Source organism: Pseudoalteromonas sp. SG41-5 (genome assembly GCF_014164495.1).
GTDB lineage: Bacteria > Pseudomonadota > Gammaproteobacteria > Enterobacterales > Alteromonadaceae > Pseudoalteromonas > Pseudoalteromonas rhizosphaerae.
This window is the reverse complement of record NZ_JACJFH010000056.1, coordinates 13,862-31,922: the sequence shown is the minus strand read 5'-3', so window position 1 is coordinate 31,922 and position 18,061 is coordinate 13,862. Positions and strand designations below refer to the sequence as shown.

At 40.4% G+C, this 18,061-nt stretch carries 18 protein-coding genes; 8 read left to right on the top strand and 10 right to left on the bottom strand.

The window, feature by feature from the left end; genetic code table 11:
• Positions 1-24 precede the first annotated feature (24 nt).
• Positions 25-405: a VOC family protein gene (locus H5232_RS14710; RefSeq protein WP_182718270.1), complete on the top strand. Its 381-nt coding sequence runs from the start codon at positions 25-27 to the stop codon at positions 403-405.
• 106 nt (positions 406-511) lie between these two features.
• Positions 512-748, top strand: a complete 237-nt coding sequence (locus H5232_RS14705; RefSeq protein WP_182718269.1) for a hypothetical protein — start codon at positions 512-514, stop codon at positions 746-748.
• A gap of 14 nt (positions 749-762) precedes the next feature.
• Here the strand turns inward: H5232_RS14705 and H5232_RS14700 are convergent, their stop codons facing one another.
• From H5232_RS14700 to H5232_RS14685, 4 genes are all read right to left on the bottom strand, one after another.
• Positions 763-1,269 carry a zf-TFIIB domain-containing protein gene (locus tag H5232_RS14700; RefSeq protein ID WP_145239731.1) on the bottom strand — a complete coding sequence of 169 codons (507 nt, stop codon included), beginning with the start codon at positions 1,267-1,269 and terminating at the stop codon, positions 763-765.
• 41 nt (positions 1,270-1,310) lie between these two features.
• Complete coding sequence (locus tag H5232_RS14695) at positions 1,311-1,904, bottom strand: DUF4202 domain-containing protein (RefSeq protein ID WP_182831126.1); 594 nt, start codon at positions 1,902-1,904, stop codon at positions 1,311-1,313.
• Positions 1,905-1,975: 71 nt separating this feature from the next.
• Positions 1,976-2,371, bottom strand: a complete 396-nt coding sequence (locus H5232_RS14690; RefSeq protein WP_182831125.1) for a mechanosensitive ion channel family protein — start codon at positions 2,369-2,371, stop codon at positions 1,976-1,978.
• A 73-nt stretch (positions 2,372-2,444) separates the two neighbouring features.
• Positions 2,445-2,921, bottom strand: a complete 477-nt coding sequence (locus H5232_RS14685) for a thioredoxin family protein (RefSeq protein ID WP_182831124.1) — start codon at positions 2,919-2,921, stop codon at positions 2,445-2,447.
• A 302-nt stretch (positions 2,922-3,223) separates the two neighbouring features.
• Between H5232_RS14685 and H5232_RS14680 the strand changes: the two genes are divergently transcribed.
• Positions 3,224-3,718: a hypothetical protein gene (locus tag H5232_RS14680; protein ID WP_149981928.1), complete on the top strand. Its 495-nt coding sequence runs from the start codon at positions 3,224-3,226 to the stop codon at positions 3,716-3,718.
• Here the strand turns inward: H5232_RS14680 and H5232_RS14675 are convergent.
• Positions 3,715-4,920 (bottom strand): anhydro-N-acetylmuramic acid kinase, encoded by a 1,206-nt coding sequence (locus H5232_RS14675; RefSeq protein WP_182718263.1) that lies wholly within the window; start codon positions 4,918-4,920, stop codon positions 3,715-3,717. The genes H5232_RS14680 and H5232_RS14675 overlap by 4 nt on opposite strands.
• A 201-nt stretch (positions 4,921-5,121) precedes the next feature.
• On the opposite strand from H5232_RS14675, the gene H5232_RS14670 reads away from it, so the two are divergent.
• On the top strand, positions 5,122-7,866 hold the full coding sequence (locus H5232_RS14670) for a TonB-dependent receptor domain-containing protein (RefSeq protein WP_182762528.1): 2,745 nt from the start codon (positions 5,122-5,124) through the stop codon (positions 7,864-7,866).
• A 355-nt stretch (positions 7,867-8,221) separates the two neighbouring features.
• Here the strand turns inward: H5232_RS14670 and H5232_RS14665 are convergent, their stop codons facing one another.
• The 3 genes from H5232_RS14665 to H5232_RS14655 form a co-directional block, all read right to left on the bottom strand.
• A complete protein-coding gene (locus tag H5232_RS14665) occupies positions 8,222-9,067 on the bottom strand; it encodes an SMP-30/gluconolactonase/LRE family protein (RefSeq protein WP_182831123.1) in 846 nt (281 codons plus the stop codon).
• A gap of 13 nt (positions 9,068-9,080) precedes the next feature.
• Complete coding sequence (locus tag H5232_RS14660) at positions 9,081-9,506, bottom strand: hypothetical protein (RefSeq protein ID WP_149981933.1); 426 nt, start codon at positions 9,504-9,506, stop codon at positions 9,081-9,083.
• A gap of 147 nt (positions 9,507-9,653) precedes the next feature.
• Positions 9,654-10,562, bottom strand: a complete 909-nt coding sequence (locus H5232_RS14655; protein WP_149981934.1) for a LysR family transcriptional regulator — start codon at positions 10,560-10,562, stop codon at positions 9,654-9,656.
• Between the two features lie 242 nt (positions 10,563-10,804).
• On the opposite strand from H5232_RS14655, the gene H5232_RS14650 reads away from it, so the two are divergent.
• The 4 genes from H5232_RS14650 (at position 10,805) to H5232_RS14635 (ending at position 15,982) form a co-directional block, all read left to right on the top strand.
• Positions 10,805-11,932 (top strand): zinc-binding dehydrogenase, encoded by a 1,128-nt coding sequence (locus tag H5232_RS14650; RefSeq protein WP_182831122.1) that lies wholly within the window; start codon positions 10,805-10,807, stop codon positions 11,930-11,932.
• Between the two features lie 465 nt (positions 11,933-12,397).
• Positions 12,398-13,429, top strand: a complete 1,032-nt coding sequence (locus H5232_RS14645; RefSeq protein ID WP_182762522.1) for an NADP-dependent oxidoreductase — start codon at positions 12,398-12,400, stop codon at positions 13,427-13,429.
• A 41-nt stretch (positions 13,430-13,470) separates the two neighbouring features.
• Entirely contained in the window at positions 13,471-14,088 is a 618-nt protein-coding gene (locus H5232_RS14640; RefSeq protein WP_182718257.1) for a glutathione S-transferase family protein, read from the top strand.
• Between the two features lie 271 nt (positions 14,089-14,359).
• Complete coding sequence (locus H5232_RS14635) at positions 14,360-15,982, top strand: methyl-accepting chemotaxis protein (protein WP_182831121.1); 1,623 nt, start codon at positions 14,360-14,362, stop codon at positions 15,980-15,982.
• Between the two features lie 16 nt (positions 15,983-15,998).
• On the opposite strand, the gene H5232_RS14630 is transcribed toward H5232_RS14635, so the two are convergent.
• A complete protein-coding gene (locus tag H5232_RS14630) occupies positions 15,999-16,667 on the bottom strand; it encodes a response regulator (protein ID WP_149981938.1) in 669 nt (222 codons plus the stop codon).
• A complete protein-coding gene (locus tag H5232_RS14625) occupies positions 16,660-17,985 on the bottom strand; it encodes a DUF4118 domain-containing protein (protein ID WP_182718255.1) in 1,326 nt (441 codons plus the stop codon). Before H5232_RS14625 ends, H5232_RS14630 begins: the two co-directional genes overlap by 8 nt.
• Positions 17,986-18,061: the final 76 nt, after the last annotated feature.

Genomic DNA, 18,061 nt, shown 5'->3' with positions numbered 1-18,061 from the left:
ATGTAAACTTAAATAGAGTCATCAATGGAATTAATCAATCAGGTTATCTATGTTGATAACGTTGAAGAAACCTTAGACTTTTATTTTCAAGCGTTTGGTTTTGCCACTCATGCCCTCAGCGATGATGCCGAATATGGAGAGCTTGCTACTGGCGATGTAAAAATTGCTTTTGCGAATCACCCGTATGCTCAAGCCCATTTTAAACAAGGTTATATCCGCGCTCACCCAAAGCAACCAGCGCTAGGTTTTGAGCTGCGCTTTAGCTGTACTAATCTCAGTGAAAGTTACGATAAAGCGGTGCTTGCTGGCGCAGAGCCTCTTTGCCCCCCTAGCTGTAGAGGAACTCAATATTATGCCTACGTAAGAGCCATTGAAGGTACTTTGATCTGCTTAGTACAAGCCTAGCTCTTCATCAAAACAGCATTAAAGTTTAACTTTGTAGCAATATAAGCCACACGTAACTGTCATCTAATTTCCTTATCTTAGCGGTAATTTAAATAAGGAGATTAATATGAATACATTACTACTAACATTGATGCTACTAAGCCCAACTGAAGCGCTAGTGACTGAACAAGTAAAATTACAAACCGCTGAAACACTTAAAGTTATGCAAATTGAACAGCAGACACAGTTGAAAACACAAGTCATCGCCACATTAGAAAATATAGAATTGGTATTGCCTGTGGTTGTTGATAAGCAAATTTTAGCGAAAGTACAAAACGTAAAACAGCAACTTAACCAAGACTAAGTTGCTCTGCAGAGTTAGTCCAAAAACGAAGCTAAAGCGATTTCAACTAAACTCTCGGTATTTTTGTTGTGGTTTTTCTTAATACCTCGCTGGCTAAATCGATTAGTCGGTATTTCAAAATGTATAAAACCATGATTATTGGCTTGCTGGTTCACTAGTAATTGTTTTTCTTTCGCTGTTAAGTGATTGTCGTGAATTTTATTAAGTTCTTTTGGATCTAGCCAAATACCCGCACAACTTGGGCACTCATCAATTTCGACCACATGAAGAGGTGTAAAAAAGCGCCGCATCATCACGATACTCGGGCACTTAGGGCAATTAATTCGTGCCGTTAAATCAACGTCTGTGTCAGGTAAAGCAGCCAAATGCTCAGCAAGCACCAGCGCTCTTTTTAAAGATGGATCACTAAAATTAAAAATCTGGCGATTATCAAAAAATACCCCACCATTGGCGGATGAGAAAACCTCGATCCCCCCGACCATTAGTTTAGTGAGTTCTATATTTGTCCTTGGGCAGCGCATATCCAGTTCCTTTGCATTTTATTACTCATCGCAGTGAGATATTAACTCGGTGCAAGCGCCTTTTCAATTAGCGGTACTAACGGCGCTGGTAAAGTAATATTACCCGCCAACACAAAGTCATGTGCCTCAGTAGACATTTTTTGCCACGTACGTTGCAAAATCCCAATCCACTTTTGCTCATCGTAGTCTGGTTTTGTTTGCACAAATGCCAACATGTAATACTCAATAAACACTAAACTTGCGATATCTTCCACCAATTGACTATCAGGATTACGCTTGATTTGTTTTTTCGCAACCGCTGCATATACTCGTTGCTGATCAACATCAGAACAACCAACTTGCTGCATTAATTCAACCACAGTACTGGCATGAAAAACATACAACGCACTGCGCCACTGATGATAGCCTTGTTTATCCATTGGAAAGTGACTTCGCGGCGAACACCAACGCTTTATGTGCTGTGCTCTCACAGCAATATGCATTAGCTCATCAGCATCAGGTTTAAAACGGTTTAACATCTGCGTCATACGCTCTGAATATAAACGCTCTTTAGGCCACACTTTACCTGCATAGTGTTCTTGATTAGGATCCTGGCTATTTGCTTCATCAATTAACGCGATTACTTGCTCAAACATTAGTTTAGTCATCACTCTTAGATTTATAGGCTATTTTAATCAGCTCATTTGTAATTAGCTAGTTGAAAATATTACGAGTTATTTATTGTTACTTTATTACTGAGCATCAATGAATTGGGAACTAAATGACGACAGCCATCGGTCTGTAAAGTAATATATCTGAGGTTTAAATCGACCACGACACCTTTACAGCTCGCGACCTCGATGTTATCACCCAACTTAATAGGTCTATAAAGCACAACCATTATCCCTGCAACGAGATTTGAAATTGCATCTTTAAGCGCAAACCCTAACGCAAACCCTGTTAAACCCAAGCCAGCGACTAAACCAGTTACATCAAAATCAAGCTTAGAGAGCGCTAATATAGTGCCAATAAAAATCAAAATCGCTTTTTGTGAGTTTGAAATTAAACGAAACGATTCCGCGGCATGGCCATCAAAACGACGTTCAACCTTCTTCAGTGCCAAGTGAAAAACTAAACTTAAAACAATACAGCCAACAAATACCTAAATAGCAGCAATAATTTGATCCCTCATACTTTTACTCTGTTACTGGATTAAATTGACTTAAATCTGAAGCAATAGACGCCTTTGGTTTTTCAACTAACCGCCCAAGCTCTTTGCCTGCTGTTAATACTATAATCGTTGGTGAATACTTTAATTGGTAGCGTGCTGCAATCCCTTCAGGATCGCGTTTATCATAACCGACAGCGACCAACTTTAAGCTGGCCAATGCCACCTTGGAGCTATCAAGTAATTTAAGTAACCGTGGTACTTCACGCTGACTATCGTGACACCAAGTGCCAAATAACACCAAAATATCTTTACCTTTGAGTGTTTGCATGGCTTGTGTATCGGCAACAGTTGGCACAAAGTTATTGTATTCATTGGAAAATTGCTGATGATCGTTAAGTAAATCAGCCGCACTTATCTGCCCTACAAACGGCTTATTATCTACAGCAAAAGACAGTAGCGGCACTAAACATACTGATAAAAAGAGCGCTATTCGTTTAAACATGATAATTCTCGGCTATTTATATTAAGTTGACTATACCCAAATCACAGTTTATTGCGAGTGCTATTACCCGTTTGTAAATTAGCCAATCTTGCTGCTATTAAGTAAACATTTAAAAATGGATTTTAAATTTATTATTATAAAATTTATAAGCTTGATATTACCTATAAACAACTGCTGCTGCATTGTTTTAGCACGCTAAGTTAAAAATGATGAAAATACGTTCAATTAGTCATAAATCTGCAATTAAACTATAGGATAATTTCCATTCGATTTAATTAACCTAGAAAAGACGACTGACCTCAATGACCACTCCTTTAGTGCGCTTGAACTTTGCACTGCAATCTTTTGAAGATCCGCTATCAGCTGCCATGGCACATACTATGGAGTACGATACACTGCATCTAAATGCAAACGCGCAGCATGAAATTACACTGCTTTGTGTATTACCAGAAGATGCGCATGAAGGCGACACTATTTCGTTAAGTGCAACACATATAGCAGCGCGTGATGCACGTTACTTTATGCAATACACACTGCGTCTGAGCGATATCGAAGCCGGTACGGTAACGCTGACACTTGAAAAAATAACTCTCAGTGATGAAAGCGACGAATATGTGCTGCAATTAATGTTGCATGGTTTACATGCCACCCTCAAAGACAGTGCTGAATTTGATGTCGCAATCAAGGAATATGGCGCAGGTTATATACCACAATACGAGCCGGCTCTAGTTTCTAAAAGTCATTCACTGCGCCAATATATGACAAGTTTTAGTAGTTCATTTTTATCATTATTTTAATCCGCAAAGCTGACTTTACCCATAGTAATGGTGGGTATGCCCTGCGCTTGATTACCAAAACGTTGCTGGCCACCCGCTAAACATTCGTTCGCTAAAATCGCAAACAAAACTGCTTCTTTCGCATCTGGGTCGATACCTAGAGCATGGGTATTTTTAATCTCATGTAACTGTGGGCACAAAGATAAAATATGCTTCATCAACAGTGGATTATGTATTCCCCCGCCACTGGCATAAACTGTAACATCGGCTAATTTTTCACTGCATTGATTAATAGCCTGTGCAATCATCATCGCCGAAAATCGATTTAGTGTTGCCATCACATCTTCGTGGCTTAGCTGTAGGGTGTTGGTTGTCGTTTGTGCTTGGTGTAAATAAGCCAAATTGAAAACTTCAGGGCCTGTCGTCTTAGGAAAGTCTAAATTAAAAAATTCATCTTGGCATAACTCATCCAACAGCGGCTGATTTATCTGGCCTTGGTTGGCAATTAAACTATCTTTGTCATAATGAAGCGGCGCAAAATAACGCTGTATATAAGCGTCCATAATGGTATTACCTGGGCCAATATCAGAGCTAAATACAGCGCTCGCATCAGCAGATTGTGGTAAAAAAGTCAGGTTAGCAATGCCACCCATATTCAGTAATATACGATTTTCAGTTAAGCTGCTAAAAAATAAATAGTCGCCATATACCGCAAGTGGTGCGCCTTCTCCGCCCGCTGCAATGTGCTTTTGTCTAAAATCGCCAATCGTGGTAATACCTGTCGTAACCGCTAAATGGTCGCTATCACCTATTTGCAAAGTGCCATGATTAAAATCGCTCTGGCTATGCTGACTTTTAGGGCAGTGATAAATAGTTTGCCCGTGACTTGCAATCACATCAATATCAGCTGCAGCAACTTTCCATTTAGCTAAACACTGCAATACCATTTTGCCATGTAATTGCCCCACCCAAGGGTGAAGTAAAGTAACTAACTCCAAATCACATTCGCGCTTGGCAAATACTGTTTTTATTTTCTGTTTATAGTCATCATCATAACCAACGGTGTCAAAGGCTAACACATCAATTTGGGTGTCCATGCCATGCCCTGAGACTTTGCACAATGCAACATCTAGCCCATCTAATGAAGTCCCACTCATCAGACCAATTATTAATCTTTGTTGTTTTTTAGCACTGTTATACAGTTGTAATATATGCTGATGCATTCTTTTTACCCTTAAAAATCAAAATACTAATGAATGTACATTCACTTCAAACTAAAGAATACTTTATACCTTAAATTTAAACATTGAAAGAATAATTATTGCAAATACGTTAAAAATGCTTTAAAACTTACCAACACACTGAGTGTACCGACAACGATAAAATTCATAATAGCAAAAAATACATAACCACGGGAACAGACCATGAAACACTGCAAACCTAACTCAATGCGCCCACTCCACCTGCTATCACCAATTGCACTGGCAGTTATTGCCACTACTAGCCCTGCTTTATTGGCCGCTGAACAGCAACAAGTGCAGCAAAAAAAACCTGAAGTAATTACGGTTACTGGCTCGCGAATTCAGCGAACAGAATTAGTTTCAAGTAGCCCAGTAGTGAGTGTTGACGAAGCACAAATACACCTAGATCGCGCGGTGAATGTAGAAGATATTACCGCAAAATTACCACAAGCCGCAGCGGGCGCTAATAGTACAGGTGCAACGGTAGGTGACTCATTTGGCTCATCGACTATTGATTTACGTGGTCTTGGTCAAAACCGAACTTTGGTATTAATTGACGGTACGCGCGCTGTGCCATTTAGTTTTCGTAACTCAGTTGACGTCAATACAATTCCTGCCGGTTTGATCAAACGTGTTGATGTTTTAACTGGCGGTGCGGCTGCTGTTTATGGTGCCGATGCAGTAGCTGGCGTGGTTAACTTTGTGCTTGATGATGACTTTACCGGCGCTGAGTTTTCAAGTAGTTATGAAACAGCTGATGGTGGCAATGAAAAACTTAATTTTGAAGCCATTTTTGGTGGCGATATAGCTGATGGTAGTGGCCATATTACTGGCTACCTTGGTTATTCTGAACGTAAAGAATTACTTGCTGGTGAACGTGATTATGCCTTAGATAATGGCGCAACTATGATTAATAGCGGCGGGTTTTACACCGATGTTGCCAGCGGCAACAGTTTAGCGATTAATGATGCAGGGCAAGTAGTGAGCGACCGTCAAACCAGTGACTTTACCGGCGACCGTTATTTAACTCAGCCAATGGATAGATTTTCTGCTGGGTTATTATTTGATGTGGATGCCAGTGACAGCGCAATCATTTACGGCCGCGCTATGTATTCAAAAGTAACCGTTAATGGGGCTGGTGCTAGCGGCCAAACACCTATTCTTGTTAATGAACAAGTAACCCTCACACAAGATAACCAATATATTCCTGATGAACTACGCCAACAACTCACCTTTGATGCTGATGGAAATGCGCTAGTCAATGTTGAGCGTAATTTAGGCCTTGGCGTTCAACATACTGAAGCCGTGCGTGATTCATTACAATTTCAACTGGGTTTAAAAGGCGATATTAACGATTATTTACGTTACGACATTTATGGTCAATACGGTCAAACTGACGAAGTCGCTACAATTTACAACAATGGCTATAAAAATGATAACAGTGGCAATAGTCGCTTTGGCAATATTGCCAATAGCAGCGATATTTTTGATCCTAATTTAGATCTAAATGAATTTAGCGATCCACTGTTATATACCACCCGTGAACGTACTCAAAGTGTATTTGCTGCAACTCTCTCTGGCGATTCTAGTGCCTTATTTGAATTACCTGCCGGTTATGTCGATTTTGCAATTGGTTATGAGTACCGCAAAGAAACGGGCAAGCAAACTCCAGGGGATGCATTTAGAAATGGCACTAGCTTTGCCTCTGTTAGCGCATTTGATATGGACGCCAGCTTCGACAGTAGTGAGTTTTATGCAGAAATTTTAGTGCCGATCTTAATTGATATGCCATTTGCTAAAGAACTTAGTTTTGAAGGTGCTTACCGTATTTCTGATTATTCAAACACCGAAGCCGAAGACACTTATAAGCTTGGCATAAACTGGGCAATTAACGATGATATCCGTATTCGTGCTAATAAGCTCACTGCATTTAGAGCACCAAACTTAGGCGAATTCGCAAGTCCGATCACGGGGTTATCATTAGCTTTATTTGACCAAAATAGTGACCAATTTGTACCACGCTTTGCTGGTCGCTTTAATGGCGATCCATGTTTACTAGGTACGGGGGACGCAGCGCAATGTGCCGCTTTTGGCGCACCACCAGTAGGCACTGAGTATGACTCAACAACAGCCGAGTATACTTACGGCGGTAATCCGAACATCAAGCCTGAGCAAGCAGAATCAGATACGTTAGGTGTAGTTTATACTCCAAGTTACATTGAGGACTTTGACCTATCACTTGATTACTATAGCATTCGTGTAACCGATGCGGTAAGTCAAATTCAACCTGCTGCAGCATTACAAAGCTGCTATATCGACGATCCAAATCCGAACAACCCATTGTGTGGCGCAGTACTTCGCGATCCAAACACGGGCTTTATTAGCACCGCGATCGTAAATGACTTTAACCTTGCAGCGATTGAACAAGCTGGTATCGATTTAGCAGCCAACTATGTATTTGATGCACCAATGGATTTAGGCGGTCGCTTTAGGCTCTCATACCAAGGTAACTTTGTAACAAAACAAACTCGCCAAAATAATAGCACCGTAGCCGAAGTTGATTGTAAAGGCACTTACGGTAGCGCGTGTTCAGGCGATTTTGCGAGTATCTTACAAGCCGATTATAAACATCGCGCCACCTTTGATTGGCAGCTAGATACCATGAACTTCCAATTAGGCTGGCGCAGAATCGGTGAAGTAGACTATGCTGTAGATAGAACAGAAACAATTTCAGCACAAGACTACATGGACTTTGCTGCATCGTGGCAAGCAACCGACACTATCGCCGTTAACTTTGGTATCGATAATCTATTTGACAAAGCACCACCAACACCTGACATTGGCGCTAACCACTTTAATACTGTGAGTGATTACAGCGTTATTGGCCGTACAGTGGGCGTTGCAGTTCGTTACTCACCGAGTTTTTAGTTAATCCCAAATTGCTCATAGCAACACAGGATTAAACCCTTAAAGCGCACCCTGCCCGGTGCGCTTTTCATATTAGATTAGTTGAATCAAAACATTTGCTACTCATCTTGCAGATGGACTCTAAGTAACTTATTCACAAAGAAGTCATGAGACGCTGCGCTGATGAGGAAAATATTGACGCCATAAATAGCGACCTACATGGGTAAAGGTTCTAGAAAAATATCTAGGTGCTAGGATTAATCCGTTGCCCGTCGTATTTCTGGGTGTCTCATTTACCCTCATTCACTTCTCTTTGTGCAAATTAGGGTCTTTAAACAATCACAACTAAGTCAATTCCCACAGAATGTCCGCAGTTTTACTCCACATTTATCACTTCAATCGCACCGCGTTTTTGCATGGTGACAAACAGCTTTGTTTGCCCATCATTAAATGCCACATTGGTTGGATGCTGCCCTGTTAAAGTATAGGTTTGCAATATCTTACCTGCGGGGCTAATTTTTAAAATAACACCTGCGCCATAACGGGCTACATACAGGTTACCTTGGTTATCAACACGCATGCCGTCCATACCATGATCGTCAAATGTGATCAGCGGCTGCTTATTGCTGATGTTTAGCTCACTATCAAGATCATATTGCCAAATAATCCGCTGCACGCTTTCGTTTACGTAGAGTTTACTATTGCTGTTATTAACCGCCACACCATTGGTGGTGCCCATATTCTCTTCTAATAATTGAGTACTGCCATCTGTATTTATACGCCATAATTTGCCGGTAGCATCAGCCCAATTAGGGTCGCTGGCAAACAACACACCGCGTTTAGTTATGGCAATATCATTTGGTTGATTCATGGTTTTATTATGAGCAAAAACCTCAACGCTTTTACTATTAGCAGGCACTTTTAAAATATTATGATTTACATAATCCGCAATATAGAGATTACCTTGGCCATCAAATTGCAAACCATTACCAACGCTGTCATTTGGCAGCTTTAAAAATAAGCTGGCTTTACCATTGTTATCAACCTTACCAATGGTGCCCTGATCAGCAAAATTAACTGCGTATAAATGCTGCTTATAAAAAACAGGTCCTTCAACGCCTTGAGTAAACACATTATCAGGCACAAACTCCTTACTGTGCTGCGCAATACTGGTGGCACTAAAAAGTGCTGCACAGCTCAATCCACAGATCATCGCTTTCATTTTATTATTATTCCTAATTTAAATTATTACTGGTGAAGATGCTCAAAATCGGGAAATTGTCTTCGCCAAACGACAGCGTTAATGTGCGCTGCTCACCATCGTCTAGTTTAATATTGTCAGCCAGAGCCATAGGCGATATTCGTCTGCCATCGGCAAATAACGCCATAATATGTTCAGCCTGTAAAATGCGTGAACCTGACGCGTCATTACGAATTGTCACCACTGCGACTCGCCGGCCTTGCTCACTGCTCATCAGCACAGAGTTAACCACACTGAAATCACTGTTTTTAGGCCTTACTTTCGCATCATTTTCAAAACTAAACTGCATTCCCTGTAACGCAACTTGATCGACCGACAATACTTCATCATTTGCCTTTACCAAACCGCTCACAAAAGCACTGACTAGCAGTGGCAGTAAAACCAACAGTTGTATTTTCATTTCATTCCCTCGCTAACAACATCTATCTAAAGGTTATTTTTAACACAACTTGTGTGCTTTCTCATTTAATTTTTCAATTTCTTTAATAACTAAAAAGATTTTATTAACAGTGCTGTGACGCTAATAGAAAGCTCTATAACTTTGTGCTCAATCGGCTTCTACCTTTATTTTTTGTACCAAAAAATCTACGGCGGCTTTCACTTTTGGTACTAAATATCGCTGTTTTTGATATAACAAATAAATAGCCATATTAGAGTTTTGCGTTACCGCAAGCTGATGTTCAAACTTAAGTTCTTGCAACTCGCCCGACTCAAGGTATGGAGCAAGTGCCCAGCGAGTTGACATTAAAATGCCCTCCCCATTACAGGCTTTTTTACTAAGCCATGCTCCGTTATTCGAAATAACCACAGCAGGCCCTGACACGTCATGCCATTGCTCATCTACTTTGCATAGCCAAGGGGTTGGCCCTAGTGGCGTCTTAAAATAAAGGCCATTGTGATGCTTTAACGCCATAGCATGACTAGGCACACCGTGCTGCTGTAAATAACCTGGTGACGCTACAGGAATAAACTCATTGTCCATCAATTTTATGGCTAACACGCGCTCATTGGGTGCATAACCACCGCGAATAGCAATATCAACATCGTCACGGCCCAATGTCGATAGTTCATCACTGAAGCTAACATCGAGTATAATTTCAGGGTATAACGCATTAAATTCATCTAACAACGGTAGTAATATTTTATCACCAAAACTTACCATCGAACTTATTGATAAGCGCCCCATTGGTGTTGTTTGATAACTGCGCACAGTTTCGTGGCTTTGCTCTAACTGGTTTACTATTTGCTGAACGTCGTTATAGTAAATTTGCCCCACTTCTGTCAGCTTCACAAGCCGGGTTGTGCGTTTTAAAAGCGTTGCTCCTAAGCTTTTTTCTAGATCAACCACTCGTCTTGATAAAGAAGAAGGCGGCACATTAAACGTGCTCGCCGCTTTGGTAAAGCTACCCGTTTCAACAACTTTTATGAAGTAGCGTATTGCCCGTAGTTGATCCATCTAACCTCTCCTTTCAATAAATAACATTATTGTCTTAAAGACAAAAGTTATTCGCATTTTCTCCTATATATAAGCAAATTTAAACAAGTAATAATGTACTTAACCTAAACGCATGCGTTTACATTACATTTTTATGTGTTGTTGAGTCGAGCCAGCTTTACGCAAGCTCATATTCAGATAACACATGCTAAATAACACTTAGCTATTGCACTAATTAATACACATTATCAGGAGCGAACATTATGACAGATACAAATATCCAACTTACTTCAACTATCAGTGAAGATAATAAACTAACGCTTGCCCTAAGAAATATCGATATGCCACAACCTGGTGCCGATGAAGTAGTGATTCGTATTGAGGCTACGCCATTAAATCCATCTGACTTAGGCGTTTTATTCAGCGCCGCTGATATGTCCAGTGCAAAGCAAACTGGTACTGAGCAAAACCCAGTTATTACCGCTGATGTTCCTGCTCAATTTATGCCATCACTTAAAACACGTGTTGGTAAAGCCACACCCGTTGGCAATGAAGGCGCAGGTACGGTTGTGGCCGCAGGCTCATCGCCAGCTGCACAAGCATTAATGGGTAAAACTGTTGCTGTAATTGGTGGTGGTACGTATCGCAAATTTATATGCGCAAATGTGCAAAGCTGCTTAGAATTAAAAGAAGGAACGACGGCTAAAGAAGGTGCGTCGGCTTTTGTTAACCCACTTACTGCATTAGCAATGGTTGAAACAATGCGTACTGAAGGCCATAAAGCGATTATTCATGCCGCAGCGGCCTCTAATCTTGGTCAAATCCTAAATCGAATTTGTATTGCCGATGGTGTTGATTTAATCAATATTGTACGTAAGCCGGAGCAAGAAAAGTTACTACGTGATATGGGGGCAAAGTATGTTGTTAACTCAAGTAATGATACGTTCCTTGCTGATTTAACAGCCGCAATTATCGAAACCGGTGCAACGATTGCGTTTGATCCAATTGGTGGTGGCCAACTAACGAGTGACATTCTTAACTGTATGGAAGTCGCTGCAACTCGTGACATTACAGAATACAGCGTTTATGGCTCTGACACTTTCAAGCAAGTTTATATTTATGGTGCCTTAAACCGCGGCCCAATTACGCTAAATCGCAACTTTGGCTTTGCGTGGGGTGTTAATGGGTTCTTACTATTTAATGCACTAGGCAAACTTGGTACTAATATGGTAATTGCAATGCGTAAACGTATTGCAGATGAAATTACCACAACCTTTGCAAGTAATTACACCCATGAAGTGTCATTGCCAGAGGCCTTACAATTACAATCAATTGAGGCTTACTCGAAACATGCCACAGGTGAAAAATACTTAATTAAACCGCAAGCGTAATTAAGCATAAAACCCCCGTCTTAATTGTGGGGGGTTAAAATGTAAGAGCAGACACTGATTGCGGTGCCTGCTTTTTATATTCTCGTAATTAAAAAGAGTTAGGCAGCTCTCTTTGTTTTAGATGTGCTGACTGTGTGGCGCTCATAACTACCTTCAAATGATTTAAAGCTTAAATAATGTTTATCATAATGTTAAACACCCAAGTTAACCACTCAACATGCGCTCTCAAAGTTGTAAGAAAAAACAAAAATTCTGCCAAATGGCAGTAAGCAGAATTGCTGTTGCACAGCTGCAAAAGTAATTCTCCGTATAGCGATAAACTTATCTATGCTAGCTGTTGAATTTATCAAGCATAGCCCTAAGTTCATTGGTTAAGCATTTAATCCGCTGCAGAGACTATAACGACTGAGCATTTAGATTTACAGCCGTTATGCAGCCTTCTTTTAATCAGACAAGGAAAAAATTATGCAAGCTATTTCAAATAAACAATTTACTCTAAAGTCTCGTCCTCATGGTGCGCCAACGCTTGATAACTTTGAATTTAAAAGCGTACAAATGCCTGAACTACAACAAGGTGAAGTATTACTACGCACTATTTATTTATCACTTGACCCTTACATGCGTGGCCGCATGAGTGATGCGAAATCATATGCTGATCCGGTAGAAATTGGCGATGTCATGGTTGGCGCAACCGTGTGCCAAGTAGAAGCGTCTAAAAACGATAAATTTAGCGAAGGCGAATGGGTACTAGCCTATACAGGCTGGCAGGAATATGCGATTTCAAATGGCGAAGGATTAATGCCATTAGGCAAAGAGCCAAGTAATCCATCGTATGCATTAGGTATTATGGGTATGCCTGGCTTTACCGCTTATATGGGGCTACTTGATATTGGTGCACCGAAAGAAGGTGAAACCGTGGTGGTTGCAGCAGCAACAGGCCCAGTAGGTGCAACTGTTGGGCAAATTGCTAAACTCAAAGGTTGTAAAGTAGTCGGTGTGGCAGGCGGCAATGAAAAATGCCAATACGCAGTCGAAAAGCTTGGTTTTGATGCTTGTATTGACCACCGCAGCGATGACTTTGCCAAACAGTTAGCTGACGCATGTGATGCAGGTATTGATGTTTATTATGAAAATGTGGGCGGAAAAGTCTTCGATGCCGTATTACCACTATTAAACACCGCTGCGCGCGTACCATTATGTGGTTTAGTGTCGCAATATAATGCGACTGAGTTACCACAAGGACCTGATCGCATGGGGGCTCTAATGGGTCAAATTCTCTCTAAGCGCATTCGTATGCAAGGCTTTATTATCTTTGATGATTATGGCCATCGTTATGATGAGTTCGCCACTGATATGCAAAAATGGCTTAGCGAAGGAAAAATTCATTACCGTGAACATTTAGTAACAGGTTTTGAAAATACCGTATCAGCGTTTAACGATATGATTGACGGCAAGAACTTTGGCAAAACGGTAGTACAAGTAAATAAACCGCTTTAAATTTACCCTGCGCAGCAACGGCTGCGCTTTTAAGGATAACTATGATCAAGTTACACCATTTAAATAAATCCCGCTCTAAACGTATTATTTGGTTACTCGAAGAGCTAGACGTTGACTACGAAATTGTGGCTTATCAACGCAACAGTGAAACCTTTTTAGCTCCTGATGAGCTTAAAGCGATTCATCCACTGGGCAAATCACCAGTCATTGAGGACAATGGCCAAATCATTGCTGAATCAGGTGCGATCACCGACTATTTGATCAGTAAATACGGTAACGGTAAGTTTGCGCCAAGCCGTGACAGTAAAGACTATATTGACTACCAGCAATGGCTGCACTTCGCTGAAAGCTCAGCAATTTTACCGCTATTATTAAAAATGTTTGTGAAAAAAGATGGCGCTAAAACGCAATTTTTAGAAGGCTATGCCGATGCAGAAACCGCCAAAGTTATTAGTTACTTTAATGACCGCTTAGAAGGTAAACGTTACTTAGTGGGAGACTCTCTAACCGGTGCTGATTTTATGATGTCGTTTATTGTTGAAATTGTTAAAAATGCAGGTCAACTAGCACATTTTAAAAATCTCGTTAAATACGATGAGCAATTACAAACTCACGAGAAATTTCACTCCGCTAACGAGTTAGAGGCAAAGTACGACTAAGTTAGTTTTCGTTTTGGCTGTTTAAGGTGGTTTTACAGCCAAGCGATGCACTCATTCCGGTTCGGTCTATCGAGATAGATTTTTTTAAGCTTTACAATTCAAAAGTGCAGTTGCTCATTAACTTGACTGCTGCACATTAATTGTTCAACATTATTGATACATAACTGATTATTAGAAAAGTAAATTCGTTTTGTAAGTCATTCCACTTAACGAATTACGTTGAGTTATAATCAGCCAATATAAAATCGCACCAAATAATACTGGAAAACATATGACCATAAATATGCGCCTCGCCACTGGTTTTGGAGTGATCTTATTAATGATGCTCACATTAACCATTATTGGCACATCTCAAGTAAGTCAAATTGACAATAATATAACTGAAATTAACGATATAAATTCTGTTAAGCAGCGTTATGCTATTGATTTTAGGGGCGCAGTACATGATAGGGCAATAGCAATACGGGATGTGGTGCTATTAACAAATGCTAGTGATTTAAGCGATACGATTAGCTTAATAAATGAGCTCAATAACAATTACCAAATATCGCATGAAAAAATGGCGAGCTTGGTTGATCAAATGACTGATCACGAGCGCTCCCTAATGAAAAAAATTGATAAGATAGAAGAGCATACCCTCCCCTTAGTGGAAAATATTATCGCCGCTAAACGTGCTAATAATATAACGCACGCAACTATGCTATTACTAACCGATGCGCGTCCCTCATTTGTAGAATGGTTGGACAGCATTAATCAATTCATCAATCTGCAAGAACAAACAAATCATAATTTAACGGATAAAACACGTGAGATAACCAGCTCATTTGAGCTATGGATGATTTCATTAACTGCACTGGCTGTTATTATTGGCGCTGTAATTGCCTATATTATTAGTTCAAAAATTAAAAATGCAGTAGGCGGTGAACCTCAAGAAGCAGCAGAAGTAATTGCACGTATCGCTAAAGGTGATTTAACCACTGAAATAAATTCCTGCAGCCCTAATAGTATGATGGCATCAGTTCAAGTAATGCAAAAAGAATTGAAAGCTATCGTCAATAGCATTATTGATTCTTCACAAGAGCTTTCATCTCATTCAGCAAGTGTCGCCTCAGGCTCACAACAAGCACTTTATGCCGCAGATAATCAAGTTACGCTAACTAACTCTGCCGTCACCAATTTAGCCAATATGAGCCATAGCATTCACTCAGTTGCCAGTGCAGTAAAACAAACTGAAGATAATTCAAAAATTACCGCACAATTATCACAACAAGGTAGTCAATCGGTGCAAAAAGTAGCAACCGAAATTGGCGGCATATCAACTACAGTGAAAGCAACAGTCAAACAAGTAAACATACTACAAAATCATGTTAAAAACATTGGTGATATATTAAGAGTGATACGTAGTATTTCAGATCAAACTAACTTACTAGCGCTAAATGCAGCTATTGAAGCCGCTCGTGCAGGCGAATCTGGACGTGGTTTTGCCGTTGTAGCTGATGAAGTTAGGCAACTCGCCCAACGTACAGGTGATGCGACCGGTGATATTGAGAAAATGATTTTACAGATCCAAGATAATACCCAAGCATCTGTCACTGCGATGGAAACCACAGTACCACAAGTAGAAAGTGGTTTATTATTGATGGATGAAGCCAATCAACTACTGCAAGAGATACAACAACAAGCCAATGATTCCTTGGAAAAAGTGCTTGAAATTGTCGACTCAACATCAGTGCAAGTTGCCACTGTGTCAGAAATTAGTTCTGGTGTAGAGGAAATCGCTAACATGTCCAAGGAAACCAGTTTATCCTTAAAAAACAATGCACAAGAAGCAGTCGCATTGGCTGAGTTATCAAAAACACTGAAGCAGTACATTAGCTATTTCAAAGTGAACTAAAGAGCGCTTTAATACTTTAATCTACTAATCTATATCCTACCGCAGGCTCAGTAAGTAAATACTTTGGGCTTGCGGGATTTGCCTCTAATTTTTGCCTTAGCTGCGCTACATGCACACGCACATATTCAGGACGATTTATATATTGCTCTCCCCATATATGGCTTAATATTGCATTATGAGTCAGTACCTTATCTTTATTTTGAAATAATAACAGTAAGATTGCATATTCCTTTTTAGTCAGCTTAACCTCATTGTCACCAACACGCACAATATGCTTATTTGGGTCAATACAAATGTCGCCACATTGCAACGCAAAACTGACTTGATTATTAGTACGCAGTAACACCCGAATACGCGCTAATAGTTCATTGGCGCTAAAAGGTTTAGTAAGGAAATCATTGGCCCCATTATCAAGCGCAGTGACTTTTTCCACTTCACCATCACGAGCTGAAAGCACTAATACCGGTAACTGGCTCCATTGCCTAAACTCCACTAGCCAGTCTTGACCATCCATATCCAAAAGCCCTAAATCTAATAATACAAGGTCATAACTTTGCTCACTTAAAAGTGCAAAACCATCCAGCCCTTTATCACAAATACTCAGCTCATAGCCACTGGCTTGCAGTAAGGTTTTTAAAAAGCTTTGCAACGGCGGAGAATCTTCAAGTATTAAGATTTTAGTCATTATTTTTTATCCAGATTAATTTTGCCAAGGCCATTTCTGTATCGTTATCTATCGTCAGTGAAAATGTGCCTTGATGAAACTTAGCAACCACATCACAAATTACACTGCCAAGCCCTACACCTTCATCAGCACTTGCCTGTGGCTTGCTAATTAATTTATTGCTCAATAGTAATTGATAACTCACCGCTGACTCGTAACGGCTTTGGGTAAATTCAACAACCACCTCACCATCACCATAACGCCATGCATTTTCGAGCATATTTGCCAGTGCTATTTCTAACAGTGTCACATCGCCTTGGCAGCTCGAATTGGCATCAATATTTGTTGTTACCACAAAATGCGCTAATTGCTGCTGCCTACGTGCTTTTGCTTCGCTTAGCAAAGCTTGCAAGTTAATTGTTTGCCAGCACAGGTTTTCGCCCATTTTATTTACTCGGCTAAGCTCCATCACCTTGTCAAAATGCTGATTAAGAATTTTACTTTGCTCATAAATATTACCGGCCTGCTCTTTTATTATCGCTTCACTGAGTGTGATCTCATCATCGGCCAACATGCTTGAGGCGCCCATAATAGTTGCCAGTGGCGTGCGCAAGTCATGAGATAAACTGCGTAATAATGCATTTTTAGCACGCTCGAGTTCAGCTTGAACTGAAATTGCCGCCGACTGCTGCCTCAGTAAGGTTTTCTCATGTACCTGATACAACAATGAAATTGCGGTATTTACGAAGCTCCTTTGTCCTTCAGACAGTAACGTTGCAAAAGCAAACCCCCCCATACTTTGCTCTTTATCACTTAATAGCATAAATTCACCTGCCACTTGCTGACGCATTTGTTGAAATTGGCAAGTAATGGCCAAATGCTCGCTAATAAGCTGCTGAAAGTACTGCTTTTGCTCATCCAGTGCGTCTAAACTATTTAATCCTTTAGCCAGCTCATACAGTGTTCGACTATTACTCGCGTGTAATTGTACATCTCGCACCTTAGTGTTTAATTCGCCCGCTAACTGGCTGATCATCAGTCCCACAATGAGCATCACGATAAAAGTAACTAGATACTCAATATTTTCAATATGAAAAGTAAAATACGGGGTAACATAAAACCAATCGGTACACGCTACACTGACCAAGGTGGTAATGGCTGCAACGCGTCGGTTACTGCGAACTGCAACCCAGGCGACCCATAACAGCTGTAACATCACAATGTCGGTGGTCGAAAACCAATCTCGTAACGGATAAATCGCCATAACTACAATGATCGGCATTATCACCGCCAAAAAAAATGCTTTATATTTGCTTGGTTTGCCCTGCACTTGATTCATTAACGATTCCTCTGACAATTAACTACATAGGTTACTGCCTTTTCAATATTGCCTCTATAAAGTTTTTATAAAGTTT

What these genes read in the sequence shown, in the direction of transcription:
- H5232_RS14645 (WP_182762522.1), top strand. Translation starts at nt 12,398, where the DNA reads ATGCAAGCTATTTCAAATAAACAATTTACTCTAAAGTCTCGTCCTCAT.
- H5232_RS14665 (WP_182831123.1), bottom strand. Translation starts at nt 9,067, where the DNA reads ATGAAAGCGATGATCTGTGGATTGAGCTGTGCAGCACTTTTTAGTGCC.
- H5232_RS14635 (WP_182831121.1), top strand. Translation starts at nt 14,360, where the DNA reads ATGACCATAAATATGCGCCTCGCCACTGGTTTTGGAGTGATCTTATTA.
- H5232_RS14680 (WP_149981928.1), top strand. Translation starts at nt 3,224, where the DNA reads ATGACCACTCCTTTAGTGCGCTTGAACTTTGCACTGCAATCTTTTGAA.
- H5232_RS14675 (WP_182718263.1), bottom strand. Translation starts at nt 4,920, where the DNA reads ATGCATCAGCATATATTACAACTGTATAACAGTGCTAAAAAACAACAA.
- H5232_RS14695 (WP_182831126.1), bottom strand. Translation starts at nt 1,904, where the DNA reads ATGTTTGAGCAAGTAATCGCGTTAATTGATGAAGCAAATAGCCAGGAT.
- H5232_RS14660 (WP_149981933.1), bottom strand. Translation starts at nt 9,506, where the DNA reads ATGAAAATACAACTGTTGGTTTTACTGCCACTGCTAGTCAGTGCTTTT.
- H5232_RS14655 (WP_149981934.1), bottom strand. Translation starts at nt 10,562, where the DNA reads ATGGATCAACTACGGGCAATACGCTACTTCATAAAAGTTGTTGAAACG.
- H5232_RS14705 (WP_182718269.1), top strand. Translation starts at nt 512, where the DNA reads ATGAATACATTACTACTAACATTGATGCTACTAAGCCCAACTGAAGCG.
- H5232_RS14685 (WP_182831124.1), bottom strand. Translation starts at nt 2,921, where the DNA reads ATGTTTAAACGAATAGCGCTCTTTTTATCAGTATGTTTAGTGCCGCTA.
- H5232_RS14625 (WP_182718255.1), bottom strand. Translation starts at nt 17,985, where the DNA reads ATGAATCAAGTGCAGGGCAAACCAAGCAAATATAAAGCATTTTTTTTG.
- H5232_RS14650 (WP_182831122.1), top strand. Translation starts at nt 10,805, where the DNA reads ATGACAGATACAAATATCCAACTTACTTCAACTATCAGTGAAGATAAT.
- H5232_RS14630 (WP_149981938.1), bottom strand. Translation starts at nt 16,667, where the DNA reads ATGACTAAAATCTTAATACTTGAAGATTCTCCGCCGTTGCAAAGCTTT.
- H5232_RS14700 (WP_145239731.1), bottom strand. Translation starts at nt 1,269, where the DNA reads ATGCGCTGCCCAAGGACAAATATAGAACTCACTAAACTAATGGTCGGG.
- H5232_RS14640 (WP_182718257.1), top strand. Translation starts at nt 13,471, where the DNA reads ATGATCAAGTTACACCATTTAAATAAATCCCGCTCTAAACGTATTATT.
- H5232_RS14670 (WP_182762528.1), top strand. Translation starts at nt 5,122, where the DNA reads ATGAAACACTGCAAACCTAACTCAATGCGCCCACTCCACCTGCTATCA.
- H5232_RS14710 (WP_182718270.1), top strand. Translation starts at nt 25, where the DNA reads ATGGAATTAATCAATCAGGTTATCTATGTTGATAACGTTGAAGAAACC.